The sequence below is a fragment of the Streptomyces sp. NPDC096040 genome (assembly GCF_040303265.1).
GTDB lineage: Bacteria > Actinomycetota > Actinomycetes > Streptomycetales > Streptomycetaceae > Streptomyces.
In genome coordinates this window covers 1-19,374 of the sequence record NZ_JBEOTA010000011.1, presented here as the reverse complement: position 1 = coordinate 19,374, position 19,374 = coordinate 1, and the positions used below count along the sequence as shown (strand labels likewise).

Here is a 19,374-nt window from a genome sequence, read left to right as displayed (position 1 = left end):
TCGCTTCAGGGAACCCTCTCGCATCCAGTCACATCTCCACAGTCGACGCACAGTTGGTCACTCTGCGATCACCATGCCGCGCGAATTCGCAAAGTATTGCCATGAAACGCAAGAAAAGCGACTAATTGCGCTTTACATGGACATGACTCGTCCGGAAGGGTTGCGGCCCGGGGCCCGACCAGCCCCTTGGCGCCCAACGGCGCCGTGCCGCAGGGCGGTCGGTGACGATTCCGGCCGCCTTCGAACGTAAGGAACCCTGATCAGTGCGTAGCGCGCACATACGCAGCGTGGCGGTCGCCGTCGCCGTGACGACGGCCGCCACGGGCCTGACCGGTACGGCCTTCGCCGGTCCCACCACGAGGGTGGAGCAGCAGGCCGCGACCGCCGCCACCACGGCCGCGCAGGTGGTGAGGGCGGCACGGGCCGCGGCCTTCGCCCACGCCTCGGCGACCGGTGTCGGCGCGGGCGACGAGCTCCGGGCACAGGACGTGATGATCGACCCCGAGGGGGCACGTCATGTCCGCTTCCTCCGCACCCACCGGGGCATGGCGGTGCTCGGCGGCGACCTCGTCGTCCATCTTTCCCGCCGGTTGGCCTACGCCGGTGTCACTCGGGCGGCCGACCACGCCGTCCGGCCCGCCACCACCGAGGCGAAGCTGACGGCCCGCCAGGCCGAGCAGAAGGCCGCCTCCGTCGCCGACGGCGACGCCGGCACCGCCGCGCTCGTGGTGGACGCCCGCGGCGGTGCATCGGCCCTCGCCTACCAGGTGGCGGTCGACGGCCCGGACGGCTCCCGTACGGTCGTCGTCGACGCCGTCAGCGGCAAGGTGCGCAGCAACACGCCGGACAACGACGAGTTCCTCTCGCCCAAGGTGCTGGACACCCTCCGCGAGCACGGTGAGACCCTCGACCCGGCCACCGGCACCGGCGCTCAGGCCGACGCCTTCGCCGGCGCGTCCGTCTCCGTGGCCGCCCGCTACCCAGCGACCGCGCACGGCTTTGGCAGGTCCCTCTTCGTCGGCAAGGTCCCGCTCACCACCACGCAGACCGCCCGCAAGAGCTTCCTGCTCAAGGACCCGACCCGCTACGGCACCGAGACCCGGGACGCCAAGGGCAAGGAGACCGAGAGCTTCGCCCAGGGCACCAAGTTCACCAACACCACCGACAGTTGGGGCAACGGCGCCACCAGCAGCCGGGGCAGCGCCGCGGCCGACGCCCAGTACGGCATCACCAAGACCCTGGACTTCTACAGGAAGACCTTCGGCCGCAAGGGCATAGCGAACAACTCCAAGCCCGCCCGCGCCATGGTCCACTGGGGCAAGAAGGTCGGCAACGCCTTCTGGGACTCGGACTGCGGCTGCATGCTGTACGGCGACGGCGACGGACAGGAGATCAAGAAGCCGCTGGTCGTCCTCGACGTCACCGGGCACGAGCTGACCCACGGCGTGGTGGACGCGACCGCCAAGCTGGAACCGACGCGCGTCGACAACGAGGGCAACCAGTACGGCGAGCCGGGCGCCCTGAACGAGTCACTGGCCGATGTCTTCGGCTCGAACGTCGAGTTCTCCGCCAACAACCCGAAGAACCCGCCGAACTACCTGCTCGGCGAGCAGCTCGGCCTGAAACAGAAGTTCCTGCGCCGCCTCGACCACCCCTCGCTCGACCGCATCGAGCAGACGGTCGACTACTGGTCGCCCGAGGTGGCGGACGCCGAGGTGCACGCCGGCTCCGGCGTCTCCTCGCACGCGTACTACCTGCTCGCCGAGGGAAGCGGCCGCAAGAAGATCGGCGCCACCAGCTACGACTCGCCGACCTACGACGGGTCCACGGTCACCGGCATCGGCCGTGCCAAGGCCACGGCGATCTTCTACCGCGCCCTGACCCGTTACATGGTCTCCTCGACCGACTTCCACGACGCGAGGGTCGCGACGCTGAAGGCGGCCCAGGACCTCTACGGCGCGAGCGGCGTCGAGTACCGCACGGTCGACCAGGCGTGGGCCGCGGTCAACGTCACCGAGGCCAACACGCCGGCCGCCCGCCACTGACGGGCACGCCACACCGCTGATCCGGGTGCCCTGTCGGGGGGCCGGGCACCCGGATCACCCTCACCGGTGGAACACGAGCCAAGGCCCCCATGCCACCCGCCATTTGAAGGCCAAGGCAGCCTCACAGTCAACCTTCAGGTGATTCCTGTTTCTTTTATTGACAGCGGAAAATAAGCCACCTAAGTTCGCGGCCATGCGCTCCACCTCCCGTGCCGAGACGTTCCCGGCCCACACGCCGGCCGCCTCGCAGATCTTCACCACGGTCCTGTCCCACGGCCCCCTCACCCGGCTGGAGGCGGCCCGCCGGGCCGGCTTGTCGGCGGCGGCCGTGACCAAGGCCGTCCGGCCCCTGCTGGCGGCCGGGTACCTGGCGGAGGACGCCGACGGCGAGGCCCGGGCCGCCCTCGGCCGCCCCGCCAACCTGGTGCGGGTCGACGGCGGGCGCGCGCTGTTCATCGGGGTCAAGGTGACCGGCGACGAGGTCATCGCCGTCCTCACCGACCTCTGCTGCCGGATCCGCCTGTCCCGCCGGCTGCCGGTCGCGGATCGCGCCGCCAAGGCCGTCCTGACCTCCATCGCCGAACTGACCCACGAACTGCGCACCGAGGCCGAGGACTTCGGCGCCCCCGTCCTCGGCCTCGGCATCGCCGTCTCCGGCGACGTGGACCGCGCCGAAGGGGTCGTACGCTATTCGCCCTTCCTCGACTGGCGGGACGTGGCCCTCGCCGAACTCGCCGCCATGACCACGGGGCTGCCGGTCGTCGTCGACAACGACGTACGTGCCCTGACCGTCGCCGAGCAGTGGTTCGGCGCCGGGGTCGGGCTCTCCGACTTCGCCGTGGTCACCGTCGGCGCCGGCATCGGCTGCGGACTGGTGATCCACGGCCGGTTGGTGGCGGGCGCGCACGGGGTGGCGGGGGAGATCGGGCATGTGGCCATCGACCCGGCCGGGCCCCTGTGCCACTGCGGCAACCGCGGCTGTGTGGAGGCGATCGCCGGCGACGCCGCGATCGTCACCCGGATGCGTGAGGTGACGCACCGTCAAGTGACCGGCTCCGCCGAGGCGGTGGCCCTGGCCCACGAAGGCGTGCCCGGAGCTCGGGAGGTGTACGCCCGCGCCGGCGAGGCCATCGGCCGGGGCATCGCCACCGTGGCCAACCTCTTCGGCCCCGAACGTGTGATCATCTCCGGCGAGGGACTCGCCGCCTACGACCTCTTCGCCGAGCAGATCCTCGACTCGTTCACCGCGGCCGCCTTCGGCTCGGCCGCGCAGTGCGACGTACAGACCCGCCCACTCCCCTTCGAGGAGTGGGCGCGCGGGGCCGCGGCCGCCGCAATCCAGTCCTTCATCACCTCGTCTCCCACCCCAACGGGCAAGGGCTGAGCCGCCCAAGACCCCGACCCCAGGAGGGCCCATGCGGTCACCTTCGTACTCCGTCCTGCCCGCACGCGGGCTGAGAACCGTCCTGGTGCTGGCGCTCACCGCGGCCTTCGCGGCCGCCGTGCCGGCCGCCCAGGCCGAAACGCCCGCCCCGATCGCCGCCAAGCCGTACATGGGCTGGTCGAGCTGGAGCATGCAGTCGTCCAAGTACCCGGGCCTGAACGACCAGGGCGACTACAGCTATCTCACCGAGGCGGACGTCCTCAAGCAGACCGACGCCATGGCGAGCAAGCTGAAGAAGTTCGGCTACGACTACATCAACATCGACGCCGGCTGGTGGATGGACTGGAACTGGAAGTCCGGCTACGACCAGTACGGCCGCCAGAAGGCCGACTCCGCCCGTTTCCCCAGCGGGATGAAGGCCGTCGCCGACCGCATCCACGCCAAGGGCCTCAAGGCCGGCATCTACCTCCCGGCCGGCCTGGAGAAGGGCGCCTACGGCGACGGCAAGACGCCCGTCTGGAACGCCGACGGCTGCACCACCGCCGATGTCGTCTACGACGACCTGCGCACCACCAACGGCTGGGACAGCGCATACAAGATCGACTTCGACAAGCCATGCGCGCAGAAGTACATAGACTCCCAGGCCCAGATGATCGCCGGCTGGGGCTATGACTTTCTCAAGCTCGACGGCGTCGGCCCCGGCTCCGGCAAGAGCGGCGACCAGTACGACAACATCGCCGACGTCGCCGCCTGGAACAAGGCGATCACCGCCACCGGCCGCCCGATCCACCTGGAAGCCTCCTGGTCCCTGGACTTCGGGCATGCCGCCGACTGGAAGAAGTACACCAACGGCTGGCGTATCGACACCGATGTCGAGTGCTACTGCAACACCCTGGTCAGCTGGGAGAACTCCGTCGACGACCGCTGGGACGACACCCCGGCCTGGACCGACAAGGCGGGCCCCGGCGGCTGGAACGACCTCGACTCCCTCGACGTCGGCAACGGCGCGATGGACGGCCTCACCAAGGCCGAACGGCAGAGCTACGCCACGCTGTGGGCCGTCGCCAAGTCGCCTCTGTTCACCGGCGACGACATCACCAAGCTCGACGACTACGGCGTCTCCCTGCTGACCAACCGCGAGGTCATCGGCGTCGACCAGAGCGACAACCCGCCGGCCCGGCCCGTCACGCCGTCCGACCCGCAGCAGGTCTGGGCGGCGAAGAACGCCGACGGCACGTACACGGTCGCCCTGTTCAACCTCGCGAACTCGCCTTCGGCGGTGACGGCCGACTGGACGGCCCTCGGCTTCACCGGCAAGGCGTCGGTGCGGGATCTGTGGAACCACGAGAACCTCGGCAGCTACCAGAACAAGATCACCCAGGCGCTGCCCGCGCACGGCTCACGCCTGTTCACCGTGACCCCGAAGGGCAGTGCCCTGGCCTCCACCGGCTATGAGGCCGAGGCGAGCGCCAACACGCTGAGCGGCAACGCATCCGTCGCCGGGTGCGATGCCTGCTCCGGTGCGAAGAAGGTCGGAAACCTCTACCTCGGCGGCAAGTTGACCTTCAACAACGTCGTGGTCGACAAGGCCGGGACGTATCTGGTGAAGGTGGCGTACGTCAGCGGTGACTCGCGGTCGGCCACGATCTCGGCCGACTCCGGGGGCGGGACCAGCCACAAGTTCCCGTCGACGGGTGACTGGGGGACCGTTGCGACGGTGAGCGTGCCGGTGGCTCTGAAGGCCGGGGCGAACACGATCACGTTCGACAGTGGGTCGGGGTACGCGCCGGACGTCGATCGGATCGACGTGCCCAAGTCCCCTCGCTGAGTGCGCTGTTGGGAACTGCCGACGGTGGGGGCTGGTCGCGCCCACGCGGCGGTAGCCGCAGTTCGATGACGTCCCGCGCCCCTGAAGGGGCGCGTCCCTCTCACGGACGTTGGATTGGAACCCCATGGACAACCACCCCAGCAGACGCAGCTTCCTCGCCCTCGCCGCCGCCACCGGAGCCCTCGCCGGGCTCCCCTCCTTCACCGCGAGCGCCGCTCCGCAGCGGTCCTCCGAGCCGCTCGCCTCCTCCCGTCACCAACTCTGGTGGCAGGCCCCCGCCGACGACGGGTCGATGATCGAGCAGGGCCTGCCCGTCGGCAACGGCCGGCTCGGCGCCCTCGCGAGCAACGACTCCGGCCGTGAGCTGCTCCTGATCACCGACGCCACCCTGTGGACCGGCGGTCTCAACGACACCCTCGACTCGGACGGCCAGTTCCCCTACGGCCGCGCCGACTTCGGATCGCTCACCCTGCTCGCCCGGCTCACCGTCGAGATCCCCGACCACGACCTGGGTGCCGTCTCCGGCTACCGCCGTACCCTCGACCTCGACAACGGCGTGGTGAGCGCGTCGTACGTCCGTTCCGGAGTGACCTACCGGCGGCAGGTGTTCGCCAGCCGCCCGGACGACGTGATCGTGCTGCACCTCAGCCAGGACGGCGGCGGCCGGTACACCGGAACCATCACCCTCGAAGGCACCCACGGGGAGACCGGCGGCTCGGCCGAGTCGTTCGCCGGGGCCTTCGCCAACGGGGTGAAGTACGGGGCCGCCGTCAACGCCTACGGCAGTGGCGGCAGCGTCCGCGTGAACGGCTCGCACATCGACTTCGCCGACTGCCGGGAGCTGACCGTCGTACTGAGCGGCGGCACCGACTACGCACCCGACGCCGCCGCCGGCTACCGCGACCCGTCCCTCGACCCGCGGGCGCTCGCACGCACCAAGGTCAAGGCGGCCGCCCGGCACTCGGCGGACGCGCTGCTGCGCACCCACGCGGCCGACCACCGGGCGTTGTTCGGGCAGTTCGACCTGTCGCTCGGCACCTCCACGGCCGGCCAGCGCGAACTCGACACCTGGGCGCGCCTCCAGGCCCGCGCCGACACCGGCGACCCCGACCCCGAACTCGAGGCCTCCTACGCCCAGTTCGGCCGCTATCTGATGATCGCCGGGTCACGAGACAGTCTGCCGATGGGTCTCCAGGGCGTCTGGCTGGACGGCAACGACCCGGACTGGATGGGCGACTACCACACCGACATCAACATCCAGATGAACTACTGGATGTCCGACCGGCTGGGCCTGTCCCAGTGCTTCGACGCCTTCACCGACTACTGCGTCGACCAGCTCCCATCCTGGACGGACCTCACCCAGCGGCTGTTCCAGGACTCCCGCAACCGCTACCGCAACTCCAGCGGGAAGGTCGCCGGCTGGACCGTCGCCTTCTCCACCAACCCCTACGGCGGACTCGGCTGGTGGTGGCACCCGGCGGGCAACGCCTGGCTGTGCAACAGCCTCTGGGAGCACTACGAGTTCACCCTCTCCCGCTCGCACCTGGAGAAGATCTACCCGCTGCTCAAGGGCGCCTGCCAGTTCTGGGAGGCGCGGCTGCTCACCACCACCCTGGACGACGGGAAGAAGGTACTGATCGACGACAGCGACTGGTCGCCCGAGCACGGACCGCAGGACGCCAAGGGCAACACCTACACCCAGGAACAGGTGTGGACCCTGTTCGGCAACTTCCGCACTGCGGCCGCCATGCTGAAGAGGGATGCTGGGTACGCGGACACCATCGGCGGGCTCCGCGAGCGCCTCTACCTGCCGGTGGTGAGCCCGAAGACCGGCTGGCTGGAGGAGTGGATGTCCCCGGACAACCTCGGCGAGACCACCCACCGCCACCTCTCGCCGCTGATCAACCTCTTCCCCGGCGACCGTATCCGACCCGACGGCTCCACCCCCGCCGACATCGTCAAGGGTGCCACGGCCCTGCTGACCGCGCGCGGTATGGACAGCTTCGGCTGGGCCAACGCCTGGCGCTCGCTGTGCTGGGCGCGACTCAAGGACGCCGACAAGGCCTACCAGCTCGTCGTCAGGAACCTCCGCCCGTCCAGCAACGGCAGCAACGGCACCTCACCCAACCTCTTCGACATCTACGAGGTCGAGCAGGGCCGGGGCATCTTCCAGATCGAGGCCAACTTCGGCACCCCGGCCGCGATCACGGAGATGCTGCTGTACTCCCGCCCCGGTCACCTGGAACTCCTGCCCGCCCTCCCCGCCGCCTGGGCCGCCTCCGGCAGGGTCACCGGGGCGGGCGCGCGTGGCGGCTTCGTCGTCGATCTGAGCTGGCGCGACGGCAGGCCGACCGAGGCCCGGATCCGCAGCGTGGGCGGCCGTACGACGACGGTCGCCTACGGCGGTGAGTCACGCACGGTCACGTTGCAGCCCGGCGCGTCCGTCACGCTGAAGGACCTCGCCCGGTGACCGGCCGGTTCGCGCGGATACTCGGCCTCGCCGCGGTGCTGCTGACGACGGTCGCCTGCCAGACCGGGCCCGCCCGGGCGGCACCTGCGGGGGAGCCGCCCGTGCAGGCCGCTTCCACCCGGCACGACGTCGTCACGTGGGCGGCCAGCGCCGACCGGATGGGCGAGGGCACCGCCGACCGCGGCTACCGGCTGGTCGTGCACACCAGCGCCGCCGGAAGCGGTCTGCGGGTGCGTCTGTCCAACGCCTTCGGCGACCGGCCGCTGACCCTGGACAGCGTCTACGCGGGCCTCCGGAGCCAGGGCGCCGCCCTCAAGCCGGGCAGTAACAAACAGCTCACCTTCGAAGGCGCCCGCACGGTCACCGTGCCGGCCGGCGCCACCGCGTGGAGCGACCCGCTGCCCGGCAGCCTGCCCGCCGGCAGCGATCTGGTCGTCAGCCTGCACAGCCCGGACGCGGCCGGCCCGGCCACCGGCCACTGGATGGCCATGCAGACCTCCTACGCCACCCAGGGCGACCACACCGCCGAGGAGAGCGCCGCCAACTGGACGGAGACCACCGGCTCCTGGTGGTACCTGGACTCGGTCTCCGTACGGCCGTCGAACACGGCCACCGGGGCCGTGGTGGCGCTCGGCGACTCCATCACCGACGGCTGGGCGTCCACCACCGACCTCGACCGCCGCTGGCCGGACTATCTCGCCCGCCGGCTCCAGAAGGCGGACACCGAGGTCAAGGGGGTCGCCGACGAGGGGATCTCCGGCAACCAGGTCCTCGCCGACGGCGCCGGGCAGGCCGCCCTCAACCGTCTGGACCGTGACGTCCTCAGCCAGCCCGGTGTCCGTACCGTCTTCCTCTTCGAGGGGGTCAACGACATCAAGGCCCACACCGGGGTCACCGCGGCGGACCTGATCGCCGGGTACCGCGAGATCGTCCGGCGGGCGCACGCGGCCGGCAAGTGCGTGGTCGCCTCGACCGTCGGGCCGTTCGAGGGCTGGCCGGAATGGGACACCGCGGGTGAGACCGTACGCCAGGAGGTCAACCAGTTCGTCCGCACCAGTGGGGAGTTCGACGGGACCGCCGACTTCGACCGGATCCTGCGCAGCCCCTACGACCAGGCGCGGATGCTGCCGTTCCTCGACGGCGGCGACCACATCCACCCCAACGACAAGGGAATGCAGGCCATGGCCGACGCCGTCGACCTCGCCGGCCTCGACTGCCACCGCTGAACCCGCTTACCGGCCTGATCACCCCGGGGCTGTCGGCTCCGGGGTGATCAGGCCCTCGCGACAGGCGATCGCCACCGCCTCCGTACGGCTCGCCGCGCCCAGCTTGGCAAGGATGTTGGAGACATGGACGCTCGCCGTCCTGCCGGTGATGAACAGGTCCTCGCCGATCCGCCGGTTGCTGCGGCCGAGCGCCCGCGGCCGCAGCACCTCCCGCTCCCGGGCGGTGAGCGGGAGCCCCGGACCTCCGCGGCCCTGCCCAGTAGCGCGTCCCCAGCACCCCGAGGCTCGGTGAAGGGCAGATACGGCAGCCCCACATCGCCGAGATCGACACAGTGGCCGGTGACGACGGTGGCTCCGGCGGCGGCCGCCCGGACTGCCACCCCGTCCAGCAGCCGCGTCCTCCCGACGCCGGCATCCCCGGCGAAGGACGGCCTGTCCACCACCGCTCCGGGCACGGTCGAGCACCGCGGCGAGACGAGCCGGTTCGGCATCCCGCCCGATCAGAGGAGTGGTGGTAAACGATCTCTGCGACACGCCCCCATCCTGAGAAGGGCTGACCGGAGAAACCAGGGGCGCGGGGTATCGATCGGCGGCACCCCTTCAGGCACTCAACCCCGCAGCACCTGCGCCCAGTTCTCCGGCACCCGCTCCGCAGGACCCGGTACGGACTGGTCCGCGGGATGGCTCACCGGCGGCGCCAACTCCGGCCCCGCCTCGAACACTTCCTCCGTCTCGTAGTTCCAGAACCATCCCTCACCCGGCTCGTAACTACGGATGATCGGATGCCCCGTGTCACGGAAGTGCTCCGTCGCGTGCTTCGCGGGCGAGTCGTCGCAACACCCGATGTGCCCGCACCGGGCACACCGCCGCAGATGGAACCACCAGCCCCCCGCCTTGTCGCACTCCACACACCCGGCACCGCTCGGCGGAACGTTCGGGTCGATCGCGGTGTCGCCACTCATACGGTCTCCTCGGGTGACTCGGGCGCCGCTGTCTCGGGCGCTTCGGCGGTCAGCGGAAGCAGCACCTGGAAACGGGTGTCCCCGGGTACCGACTCCACCCGCATGGTGCCGTGATGCTTGTTCACGACGATCCGCCACGAGATGTCCAGGCCGAGACCCGTGCCCTGCCCGACGGGCTTCGTCGTGAAGAAGGGGTCGAAGATCCGGCCCTTGATCTCCGGCGCGATCCCGGTGCCGGTGTCCCGGAACTCGACCAGCAGTTGCTCGTGGTCGAGCGCGGTCCGCACGGTCAGCGTGCCGTGTCCGCCGCCGTCGCCGTCCTTCATCGCGGAGACCGCGTTGTCGATGAGGTTGGTCCATACCTGGTTGAGTTCGGCGGGGTAGGCGGGGACGGGCGGGACCGTACGGTCGTACTCCTTGACCACCTGGATGTCCTGCCCGATCTTCGCGGACAGCATCAGCAGGGTGCTGTCGAGGAGTTCGTGCACGTCCACGACCCGGTACGGCGCCCGGTCCAGCTGGCTGTACTGCTTGGCCGCGTCGACGAGGTTCGAGATCCGGGTCGTGGAGTCGTCGATCTCGTTCATCAGCAGCTCGGTCTCGACGGTGTAGTTGAGCCAGCCGACCGCGTTCGGCAGGATCTCCTCGTCCACGGCCGCCGCGACCTGCTCCAGCCAGTCGACGTCGAGCCCGGCCTGCACGAAGGTCGGCGCCAGCTGCCACCCGTAGTCGATGCCGTGGTCGTCCAGCCAGTCGGAGAGCGCGTCCTCGCGGTCGGTGGCCTCCAGCGGACTCAGCGCCGGGGCCTTGGCGACCCGTTCGGCGGTGCGCTCCTGGAGCTCGATCAGACCGGCCAACTGCTCCCGTGAGAACGGCCCTTCGGCGATCACGGCGAGCTTGTGCCGCATCTTCGCCACCCGCTCGCGCAGCGTGGACGTGGCGCGGACGGCCGCCGCGGCCGGGTTGTTGAGCTCGTGGGTGAGCCCGGCGGACAACGAGCCGAGCGCCAGCAGCCGCTCGCGCTGCCCGATCGCCGCCTGGGTGTTCTTCGAACCGAAGAACAGGCCCTCCAGCAGATGCACGGCCATCGGGAACCACTCGCGCATGATGTCCGCGAAGGTGTCCGCCGGCAGCACGAAGAACCGCGTCGGCTCGGTCACCCGCATCGAGTTGTTGTACGCCTGCCGCACCCGGTCCCCGAGGTACGCCTGCATGGCACCCGCGTACACCCCGGGCTGCGAGGTGCGGGTCACCTCGATGTCGTCGCCGGCGACCCGGCGGGAGAGCACCACGGTGCCCTCGATCATCACGTAGAAGCAGGTGGCCGGCTCGCCCTCGGTGTAGACCGGACCGGGCTCGAACAGCTCCACCCGGCCCGCGGCGCACAGCCGCCCCAGCTGCTCCGGCTCCAGTTTCTCGAAGAGGAACAGCGCGCCGATCTCCTTCGGGCTGCAGGGCATCAGCCGCCCGCTCATGACTGCTCCAGATAACGGTGGACGAGCATCACGGCCATGGCTCCTTCTCCGACGGCGGACGCGACACGCTTGGCGGACTCGGCACGCGCGTCGCCCGCCACGAACACTCCGGGCACGCTGGTCTCCAGGTGGTAGGGCGGCCGGTCCAGCTCCCAGGCCGTCGGCGGTCGACCGTCGACCGTCAGATCGGGCCCGGCCAGGATGAACCCGCGCCCGTCGCGCAGCACGGTGTCGCCGAGCCAGTCGGTCAGCGGGGCCGCGCCGATGAACACGAACATCCACTGCGCCTCGACCGACTCGGTCTCGCCGCTCACCGAGTGACGCAGCGTCAGCCGTTCGAGCCGGTCGGACCCGTGCGCGGAGTCGACCACCGTGTGGCTGCGCACCGAGATGTTCGGGGCCTCGTTGATCTGCTGGATCAGGTAGTACGACATCGACGTCGACAGGTCGGCGCCGCGCACCAGCAGCGTCACCGACTTGGCGAACCGGGACAGGTACATGGCCGCCTGGCCCGCCGAGTTGGCGCCGCCGACGATGTACACGTCGTGCCCCTGGCAGGAGCTGGCCTCGGTCAGCGCGGAGCCGTAGAACACCCCGCAGCCGGTCAGGTCGGTGCAGCCCTCGGCCTCCAACTGCCGGTACTGCACACCCGTCGCCAGGATCACACTGTGCGCCGCGATCGCCGAGCCGTCCGCGAACCGCACCACCCGCGCGGCCCCGTTGACCTCGAGTGCCGTGACCTCACGGGCGGTCAGGACCTCCGCGCCGAACTTGGCGGCCTGCCGCCGTGCCCGGTCGGTGAGCTGAGCCCCCGACACCCCGTCCGGGAAGCCGAGGTAGTTCTCGATCCTGGAGCTCTGCCCGGCCTGCCCGCCGGTCGCCGCGCGCTCCACGAGCACGGTCCGCAGCCCTTCCGACGCCCCGTACACCGCCGAACCGAGCCCGGCCGGGCCGCCGCCGATGACCACCAGGTCGTAGAAGTCCGCCGTGGGCGTGGTCGCGAGTCCGACCCGCGCGGCCAGTTCGGGCGCCTCGGGCTCGACCAGGGGCGTGCCGTCCGGCGTGATCACCAGCGGCAGCCGCTGCCCGTCGGCCCCGGCGGCCGCCAGCAGCCGCTGTCCCTCCGGCTCCTCGACCGAGTACCAGCGGTAGGGCACCTGGTTGCGGGCGAGGAACTCCCGCACGTCCGAGGACCGGGCCGACCAGCGGTGCCCGACGACCTTGGTGGCCGGCACTGGCTTGTACTCGCTGCGCCGCCACGCTTCCAGCAGGTCGTCGAGGACCGGGTACAGCTTCTCCTCGGGCGGGTCCCAGGGCTTGAGCAGATAGTGGTCCAGATCGACGACGTTGATCGCGTCGATCGCCGCGTTGGTGTCCGCGTACGCGGTCAGCAGCACGCGCCGGGCGCCCGGATACACGTCCAGGGCATGCTCCAGGAACTCGATGCCGTTCATCTGTGGCATCCGGTAGTCGGCCAGGATCACCGCCACCAGGTCGCCGCGCAGCTTCAGCTCCCGCAGCGCGTCCAGCGCCGACTCCCCGGACTCCGCGCGCACGATCCGGTACGACGCGCCGTAGCGGCGCCGCAGGTCCCGGGCGACGGCACGGGAGACTCCCGGGTCGTCGTCCACGGTCATGATGACGGTCCGCGCTGCGTCGGCAGCCTGTGCCATACGTCTCCCACCCCGAGCCGTTGGTTTCTCGGCACGGCGGGCCCTCCGGAGGGAGCGCGGCCACCGCACCCGCCCATCGTATGTTCGATCCCTCTCCCTCGCTCTTGTACGCCCGTGCACAGCGGGCACCCGTAAGTGCGGAAGACTGATCGCGCATACGCGGAACCGACGCGGAACCGACGAGGAGGCCGGTGCATGACACGCCCGATCACGGCAGGGGTCGACGGTACGGAGGAGAGTGTCGCGGCTCTGGACTGGGCGGCCCGTGAGGCGGTGCGGCGCGGTCTGCCACTGCGGGTGGTGCACGCCTGGCGCTACGAGGAGCACGAGGCGCTCGGCGGCGACCGGGAGACCCAGCGCGGGTGGGTGTCCGACGGGGTGGCCGAGTCGGTGGGTGCCGTCACCGAGCGGTATCCGGAGCTCGCGGTGAGCGTCGACGTCCTGGCGGGCGGTCCGGTCGAGGTGCTGGTCGAGGCGGCGGCCGGGGCCGAGCTGCTGGCGCTCGGCTCGCGCGGGCACGGGGCGGTCGTCGGGTTCCTGCTGGGCTCGGTCGGGCAGCAGGTGATCGCCGAGGCCGCCCGGCCCGTCGTCCTGGTGCGCGCCGGGGACCGGCCCTTGGCGGAGGCCGCCGGGCGGGAGGTCGTCGTGGGTCAGCAGGGCGGCCCGGAGGACAGCGCGGCCGCGCTGGAGTTCGCGTTCGAGACGGCGGCGGTCCGTGGCGCGACGGTCCGGGTGGTCCGGGCCTGGACCCTGCCGCCGGTCTTCGCCTACAGCCCGGGCTCGCTGAAGCTGCTGGACGAGACCGCCGGACTGGAGCCCTTCGAGAAGAAGGCCCTGTCCGAGGCGGTACGGCCGCTGCGGGAGCGGTTCCCGGACGTGCCGGTCGCCGAGCATGTGGAGATGGGCAGCGCCGGCCAGGTGCTGCTCTCGGCGGCCGGCCGGGCTCAGCTGATGGTCGTCGGCCGGCGCGCCCACCGGACGGCGGTCGGCGCACGCATCGGCTCGGTCGCGCACGGGATGCTGCACCACGCCGACTGCCCGGTGGCCGTGGTGCCGCACGACTGAGTCGACCGGGTCATTCGGGAGTGACCGGCTCCAGGGTCTCCCGCGCCTTGGGAAGGACGTTCTCGATGTAGTCCTCGACCGCGTTGTCCAGGCCTATGTCGTGCTGCGCCCGCTCGGACAGGTACCAGCGGTGTTCGAGCAGCTCGTGGTAGATCTCGGCCGGATCCATGGAGCCGCGCAGCTCCAGCGGCACGGCCCGCACGGTGGGGCGGAAGACGTCCCGCACCCACCGGTGGGCCAGCACCTCGGGACGGGCGGCCAGGGGGTCGCCGGGGGCGTAGTCGTCCTGGGTGGCCATCCAGCTCTCCAGGTCGTTCAGCAGCCGCCGCGCCTGGTTCTCCTCGGCGTCCAGGCCGGTCAGCCGCAGCAGCTGGCGCTGGTGGTGCCCGGCGTCGACCACCTTCGGCACGAAGGTGACGGTGTCGCCGTTGGAGGAGTGCTCGATCTGCATCTCGGCCACGTCGAAACCGAGCTCGTTGAGCCGTCGGATCCGGCGCTCGATGTAGTGGTACTTGCCCGCCGGATACACCGAGGTACGGGTCAGCTCCTCCCACAGCTCGCCGTACCGGGTGCAGATCTCGAACCCGAACTCGATCGGGTCCAGCGAGGGGTGCAGCGCCCCCGACGCCTCCAGGTCGAGCAGCTCGCCGCTGATGTTGACCCGGGCCAGATCGAGGTCGTACTCTCGCTGTCCGTCGCTGAGCTGCGGATGCAGGTCGCCGGTCTCGGCGTCCACCAGATACGCCGCGTACGCGCCCGCGTCCCGCCGGAACAGTGTGTTGGACAGCGAGCAGTCGCCCCAGGCGAATCCGGCCAGGTGCAGTCGTACGAGCAGCACCGCGAGGGCGTCCATGAGGCGGTGCATGGTGGCCGGGCGCATCGTCGTCTCGAACATCGAGCGGTACGGCATCGAGCCGCCCAGGTGCCGGGTGACCAGCACCGACTCCAGCGGTTCGCCCGCCGCGTCGGTACGGCCCGTGATCACCGCGAGCGGGTCGACCGCGGGGATGGCGAGCCGGTCCAGGTCGCGCAGCAGCTCGTACTCGCGCAGCGCCGGCCGCTCCGCCAGCTCCTTCACCGCGAGGACCTCGCTGCCGGCCCGGGCGTAGCGCACCACGTGCCGTGAGATACCGCGGGGGAGCGGCACCAGGTATTCCTCGGGCCACTCCTCCAGCGGGACGTCCCAGGGCAGTTCGAGCAGGAGTACGGGGTGCTCCGGGTTGGTGGCGTTGATCTGCAAGGCCATGGCCCGGCCTCAGAGGGCGCGTTCGCGGGCCAGCCGGGCGGCCGCCTTGACGGATCCCCGGTGCACGGGGCCGTGCCCGGGCAGCAGCACATCGGCGTCGAGCGCCTCGATGATGCCGAGCGAGTCCACCGCCTGGGACCGCTCGTGGTGGAACATGTCGGGCAGCAGCTGCGGGCCGCTCAGACGCGCGGTGCGGTGGCCGCTGACCAGGGCGTCTCCCGAGATCACGATCCCGGCGTCGGGCAGGTGGTAGACGGTGTGGCCGTCGGTGTGGCCGGGCGTGTGTACCGGGACGGGCCGGCCCGGCAGGTCGAGCGGGCCGTCCGCTACCGGGAACGCCTCGGGCGCGGTGACCGGATGCTGCTCGGTCCCGCCGACCCGCAGGACGTGCACCAGCCACGGCACCACACCCGGCCGCCAGGCGTTCTTCAGCACCGAGCCCACGGAGACCTGCTGGAGGAACTCCCGCCGTGCGTGCGGTACCTCGGCCTCGTGCAGATAGACCGGGGTGCCGTGGGTGTCACGCAGATACTCGGCGGAGCCGAGGTGGTCGTTGTGCGCGTGGGTGATCAGGACGGCCGCGACGGCTTCCGGTGAACTGCCCACCTCCGTGAGGGAGTCGAGCAGCCCCGGCCGGTCCCCGGGGTAGCCGGTGTCCACCAGCGTGACGGCGTCGCCGTCCTTGATGATCACCCAGTTGGTGTGCTGCCCGTGCACCAGATAGGTGCCCCTGCCGACTTCATGTACTTCTGCGCGCATGATCTCTCCGACGTTCCCGCAGCGTGCCGACCGAACCGGGGGACAGCCAACCAGATGGTGCGGGGCACCTGTTAACGGGGATCCGGGTCACCGCACCCCGTGCGGCCGGAACTGGACGCTGATGCGCGGACCGGCGGCCCGTGCCGTCTTGGGTACGCAGTGTTCCCAGGTCCGCTGGCAGGAGCCGCCCATCACGATCAGGTCGCCGTGGCCCAGCGGGCGCCGGACGGAGGGGCCGCCGCGCAGCGGGCGCAGCAGCAGGTCGCGGGGCGCGCCCACGGAGAGGATCGCGACCATGGTGTCCTCCCGCGAGCCCCGGCCGATGCGATCGCCGTGCCAGGCGACGCTGTCCCGGCCGTCGCGGTAGTAGCAGAGCCCCGCCGTGGTGAACGGCTCGCCCAGCTCGTCGGCGTAGTGCCGGGTGAGCGCGGCCCGGGCCTCGGCGAGGACCGGATGCGGCAGCGGGTCGTCGGCGCCGTAGAAGGCGAGCAGCCGCGGTACGTCCACGACGTTGTCGTACATCGTGCGGCGCTCGGCGTGCCAGGGGACGTCCGCCGCCAGCTGTTCGAACAGTGCGTCGGCGCCGCTCAGCCAGCCGGGCAGCACGTCGATCCAGGCGCCGGAGCCGAGCTCGGTCCGGCCGACCGCGTCGAGAGAGCCGAGCCGCAGCTCGTCGGTCTGGTCGAACAGGGAGCCCTGGAGGTGCGTGGCCATGGAGCCAGCGTACCCCTTAATCGAAAATGTGTTCCCATTCGATCATGACGACCTCGCGCGAGGTCTTTCGATACATTCATGTATCCGATACATTCGTGTATCGAACGGAGGTCGGGACATGGCAGTGGACGGCGCGACGAAGCGGGTCACCCGGCGCCGGGTGCGGACCCGGGCCCGGCTGCTCGACGCCGCGTTCACCGTGTTCGCGGCCAAGGGCTTCGGACGCGTCTCCATCGAGGAGGTCTGCGAGGCCGCCGGATTCAGCCGGGGCGCCTTCTACTCCAACTTCGCCACCCTCGACGAGCTGTTCTTCGCCCTCTACCGGGAGCGCGCCGACGTGATCGCCGAGCAGGTCGCCGACGCGCTCGCCGCCGAGGGACCCGGCCTCGACGTGCCCGCCTCCGTGGACCGGGTCACCGAGGTCCTGCTCCTCGACGTGGACTGGCTGCTGGTGAAGACCGACTTCCTGGTGCACGCCGCCCGGGACCCGGCGGTCGCCGAGGCACTCCTCGACCACCGGGCCCGGCTGCGGCAGGCCATCGCCGACCGGCTCTTCCGGGCCCGCGGCCACGCACCGGTCCCCGCCGTGCTCGGCGGGGCCGAGGGCGCCGCACACGCCGTGGTCGCCGCCTACGACGGAGTCACCACCCAACTGCTGCTGGACAGGGACGTGAACCGGGCTCGCGCCTGGCTCAAGCAACTGCTCACCGCGCTGCTGACCGACGGCAGCACCCGATTCGGATAAGAGAGGCAACGGTCGCCATGGACGCGGACGTCATCGTCGTCGGAGCGGGCCTCGCCGGCCTGGTCGCGGCGCACGAACTCACCAGCAGGGGCCGACGGGTCGCCCTGGTCGACCAGGAGAACGCCGCCAACCTCGGCGGCCAGGCGTTCTGGTCCTTCGGCGGGCTCTTCCTCGTCGACTCGCCCGAGCAGCGCCGCCTCGGTATCAAGGACTCCCTCGACCTGGCCTGGAACGACTGGCAGGGCAGCGCCCAGTTCGACCGGAAGGACGACGAGGACTCCTGGGCGGTGCGCTGGGCACGGGCCTATGTCGAGTTCGCGGCCGGGGAGAAGCGGCCCTGGCTGCAGAGCCACGGCATCGGTCTGCTGCCGACCGTCGGCTGGGCCGAGCGCGGCGACCTGCGCGCTACCGGGCACGGCAACTCCGTACCCCGCTTCCACATCGCCTGGGGCACCGGGACCGGTGTCGTCGAACCCTTCGCCCGGTACGCCAAGCAGGCCGCCCGCGACGGACTGCTCACCTTCCACCACCGCCACCAGGTCGACGAACTCGTCATCGAGGACGGTGCGGTACACGGCGTACGCGGCACGGTCCTCGCCCCCGACGACTCGCCCCGCGGTGCCGCCTCCAACCGCGACCGCATCGGCGACTTCGAACTCACCGCCCAGGCCGTCGTCGTCACCACCGGAGGCATCGGCGCCAACCACGACATCGTCCGCCGCTACTGGCCCGAACGCCTCGGCACACCCCCCGCCGAGATGGTGACCGGCGTCCCCGCCTACGTGGACGGCCGCATGCTCGACATCAGCGCCGAGGCGGGTGTACGCCTGGTCAACCGCGACCGTATGTGGCACTACACCGAGGGCATCCAGAACTGGAACCCCGTCTGGCCCGGCCACGGCATCCGCATCCTGCCCGGCCCGTCCTCGATCTGGCTGGACGCCCTCGGCCGCCGGCTGCCCGACCCCTGCCTGCCGGGGTACGACACCCTCAGCACCCTCAAGTACCTGCGCACCACCGAGGACATCGCCGGACACGACCACTCCTGGTTCGTCCTCACCCGGAAGATCATCGAGAAGGAGTTCGCGCTCTCGGGCTCCGAGCAGAACCCCGACATCACCGCCAAGGACCGCAAGGCCGTGCTGCGTGACCGGCTGCTCGGCAAGGGCGCCCCGGGCCCGGTGCAGGCCTTCGTCGACAAGGGCGCCGACTTCGTGACCGCGTCGTCCCTGGAGCAGCTCGTCGAGAAGATGAACGGGCTCACCGACAAGGCGCTTCTGGACGCGGCCGAGGTACGCCGCCAGATCGTCGCCCGCGATCTGCAGATCCACCACTCCTACAGCAAGGACTCCCAGGTCCAGGGCATCCACAACGCCCGCCGGTACATAGGCGACCGCCTGGGCCGGGTCGCCACCCCGCACCGCATCCTCGACCCGGCCGCCGGGCCGCTGATCGGCGTCAAGCTGCATGTCCTCACCCGCAAGACCCTCGGCGGCATCCAGACCGACCTGGACTCCCGCGCCCTCGGCGCCGACGGGCAGCCGATCGACGGGCTCTACGCGGCCGGCGAGGTGGCCGGCTTCGGCGGCGGCGGTGTGCACGGCTACAACGTGCTGGAGGGCACGTTCCTCGGCGGCTGCCTGTTCTCGGGCCGGGCGGCGGGACACGCGGCGGCGAAGCAGACGGCCTAGAAGGCTGCTGAAAATCTCGGGTTCTGGCCCCGGCTCGGTGGAGTTGGGGCCAGTCTTGTAGGCATGCAGGGGGAATGGGCCGGGGAGATGG

At 70.9% G+C, this 19,374-nt stretch carries 14 protein-coding genes and 1 pseudogene; 8 read left to right on the top strand and 7 right to left on the bottom strand.

Annotated features, from left to right (window positions below; translation table 11 throughout):
• The first annotated feature begins 263 nt into the window (after positions 1 to 263).
• The 5 genes from ABTY98_RS16525 to ABTY98_RS16505 all read left to right on the top strand — a co-directional run bounded on the left by ABTY98_RS16525 (position 264) and on the right by ABTY98_RS16505 (position 8,953).
• Complete coding sequence (locus ABTY98_RS16525) at positions 264 to 2,045, top strand: M4 family metallopeptidase (protein WP_352221609.1); 1,782 nt, start codon at positions 264 to 266, stop codon at positions 2,043 to 2,045.
• A 193-nt stretch (positions 2,046 to 2,238) separates the two neighbouring features.
• Entirely contained in the window at positions 2,239 to 3,429 is a 1,191-nt protein-coding gene (locus ABTY98_RS16520) for an ROK family transcriptional regulator (RefSeq protein ID WP_352221608.1), read from the top strand.
• Between the two features lie 31 nt (positions 3,430 to 3,460).
• Positions 3,461 to 5,257: an alpha-galactosidase D gene (locus tag ABTY98_RS16515; protein WP_352221607.1), complete on the top strand. Its 1,797-nt coding sequence runs from the start codon at positions 3,461 to 3,463 to the stop codon at positions 5,255 to 5,257.
• Between the two features lie 124 nt (positions 5,258 to 5,381).
• Positions 5,382 to 7,727 (top strand): glycosyl hydrolase family 95 catalytic domain-containing protein, encoded by a 2,346-nt coding sequence (locus ABTY98_RS16510; protein WP_352221606.1) that lies wholly within the window; start codon positions 5,382 to 5,384, stop codon positions 7,725 to 7,727.
• Positions 7,724 to 8,953: an SGNH/GDSL hydrolase family protein gene (locus ABTY98_RS16505; protein ID WP_352221605.1), complete on the top strand. Its 1,230-nt coding sequence runs from the start codon at positions 7,724 to 7,726 to the stop codon at positions 8,951 to 8,953. Before ABTY98_RS16510 ends, ABTY98_RS16505 begins: the two co-directional genes overlap by 4 nt.
• 18 nt (positions 8,954 to 8,971) lie before the next feature.
• Here ABTY98_RS16505 and ABTY98_RS16500 read toward each other — a convergent pair.
• The 4 genes and pseudogenes from ABTY98_RS16500 to ABTY98_RS16485 form a co-directional block, all read right to left on the bottom strand.
• Positions 8,972 to 9,184, bottom strand: a pseudogene (locus ABTY98_RS16500) (helix-turn-helix domain-containing protein); the annotation flags it as partial.
• Positions 9,185 to 9,561: 377 nt separating this feature from the next.
• Positions 9,562 to 9,915, bottom strand: coding sequence for a UBP-type zinc finger domain-containing protein (locus tag ABTY98_RS16495; RefSeq protein WP_352221604.1), 354 nt, complete (start codon positions 9,913 to 9,915; stop codon positions 9,562 to 9,564).
• Entirely contained in the window at positions 9,912 to 11,390 is a 1,479-nt protein-coding gene (locus ABTY98_RS16490; protein WP_352221603.1) for an ATP-binding protein, read from the bottom strand. The genes ABTY98_RS16495 and ABTY98_RS16490 overlap by 4 nt, the downstream gene beginning before the upstream one ends.
• Positions 11,387 to 13,063: an NAD(P)/FAD-dependent oxidoreductase gene (locus ABTY98_RS16485; protein ID WP_352221602.1), complete on the bottom strand. Its 1,677-nt coding sequence runs from the start codon at positions 13,061 to 13,063 to the stop codon at positions 11,387 to 11,389. The genes ABTY98_RS16490 and ABTY98_RS16485 overlap by 4 nt, the downstream gene beginning before the upstream one ends.
• A 195-nt stretch (positions 13,064 to 13,258) precedes the next feature.
• Here ABTY98_RS16485 and ABTY98_RS16480 point away from each other — a divergent pair, with 195 nt between their 5' ends.
• The gene (locus tag ABTY98_RS16480; protein WP_352221601.1) at positions 13,259 to 14,128 is read left to right on the top strand and encodes a universal stress protein; all 870 of its coding nucleotides are present in this window, start codon (positions 13,259 to 13,261) and stop codon (positions 14,126 to 14,128) included.
• 10 nt (positions 14,129 to 14,138) lie between these two features.
• Here the strand turns inward: ABTY98_RS16480 and ABTY98_RS16475 are convergent, their stop codons facing one another.
• From ABTY98_RS16475 to ABTY98_RS16465, 3 genes are all read right to left on the bottom strand, one after another.
• The gene (locus ABTY98_RS16475; RefSeq protein WP_352221600.1) at positions 14,139 to 15,374 is read right to left on the bottom strand and encodes a DUF4032 domain-containing protein; all 1,236 of its coding nucleotides are present in this window, start codon (positions 15,372 to 15,374) and stop codon (positions 14,139 to 14,141) included.
• A gap of 9 nt (positions 15,375 to 15,383) precedes the next feature.
• Complete coding sequence (locus tag ABTY98_RS16470) at positions 15,384 to 16,133, bottom strand: MBL fold metallo-hydrolase (RefSeq protein WP_352221599.1); 750 nt, start codon at positions 16,131 to 16,133, stop codon at positions 15,384 to 15,386.
• Positions 16,134 to 16,220: 87 nt separating this feature from the next.
• The gene (locus ABTY98_RS16465) at positions 16,221 to 16,847 is read right to left on the bottom strand and encodes an alpha-ketoglutarate-dependent dioxygenase AlkB (RefSeq protein WP_352221598.1); all 627 of its coding nucleotides are present in this window, start codon (positions 16,845 to 16,847) and stop codon (positions 16,221 to 16,223) included.
• 118 nt (positions 16,848 to 16,965) lie between these two features.
• Between ABTY98_RS16465 and ABTY98_RS16460 the strand changes: the two genes are divergently transcribed.
• Entirely contained in the window at positions 16,966 to 17,592 is a 627-nt protein-coding gene (locus ABTY98_RS16460; protein ID WP_352221597.1) for a TetR/AcrR family transcriptional regulator, read from the top strand.
• Between the two features lie 17 nt (positions 17,593 to 17,609).
• On the top strand, positions 17,610 to 19,283 hold the full coding sequence (locus ABTY98_RS16455; protein ID WP_352221596.1) for an FAD-binding dehydrogenase: 1,674 nt from the start codon (positions 17,610 to 17,612) through the stop codon (positions 19,281 to 19,283).
• Positions 19,284 to 19,374: the final 91 nt, after the last annotated feature.

Coding starts and splice junctions, on each gene's coding strand:
- ABTY98_RS16510 (WP_352221606.1), top strand. CDS start 5,382: ATGGACAACCACCCCAGCAGACGCAGCTTCCTCGCCCTCGCCGCCGCC.
- ABTY98_RS16490 (WP_352221603.1), bottom strand. CDS start 11,390: ATGAGCGGGCGGCTGATGCCCTGCAGCCCGAAGGAGATCGGCGCGCTG.
- ABTY98_RS16470 (WP_352221599.1), bottom strand. CDS start 16,133: ATGCGCGCAGAAGTACATGAAGTCGGCAGGGGCACCTATCTGGTGCAC.
- ABTY98_RS16465 (WP_352221598.1), bottom strand. CDS start 16,847: ATGGCCACGCACCTCCAGGGCTCCCTGTTCGACCAGACCGACGAGCTG.
- ABTY98_RS16520 (WP_352221608.1), top strand. CDS start 2,239: ATGCGCTCCACCTCCCGTGCCGAGACGTTCCCGGCCCACACGCCGGCC.
- ABTY98_RS16485 (WP_352221602.1), bottom strand. CDS start 13,063: ATGGCACAGGCTGCCGACGCAGCGCGGACCGTCATCATGACCGTGGAC.
- ABTY98_RS16515 (WP_352221607.1), top strand. CDS start 3,461: ATGCGGTCACCTTCGTACTCCGTCCTGCCCGCACGCGGGCTGAGAACC.
- ABTY98_RS16480 (WP_352221601.1), top strand. CDS start 13,259: ATGACACGCCCGATCACGGCAGGGGTCGACGGTACGGAGGAGAGTGTC.
- ABTY98_RS16460 (WP_352221597.1), top strand. CDS start 16,966: ATGGCAGTGGACGGCGCGACGAAGCGGGTCACCCGGCGCCGGGTGCGG.
- ABTY98_RS16475 (WP_352221600.1), bottom strand. CDS start 15,374: ATGGCCTTGCAGATCAACGCCACCAACCCGGAGCACCCCGTACTCCTG.
- ABTY98_RS16495 (WP_352221604.1), bottom strand. CDS start 9,915: ATGAGTGGCGACACCGCGATCGACCCGAACGTTCCGCCGAGCGGTGCC.
- ABTY98_RS16455 (WP_352221596.1), top strand. CDS start 17,610: ATGGACGCGGACGTCATCGTCGTCGGAGCGGGCCTCGCCGGCCTGGTC.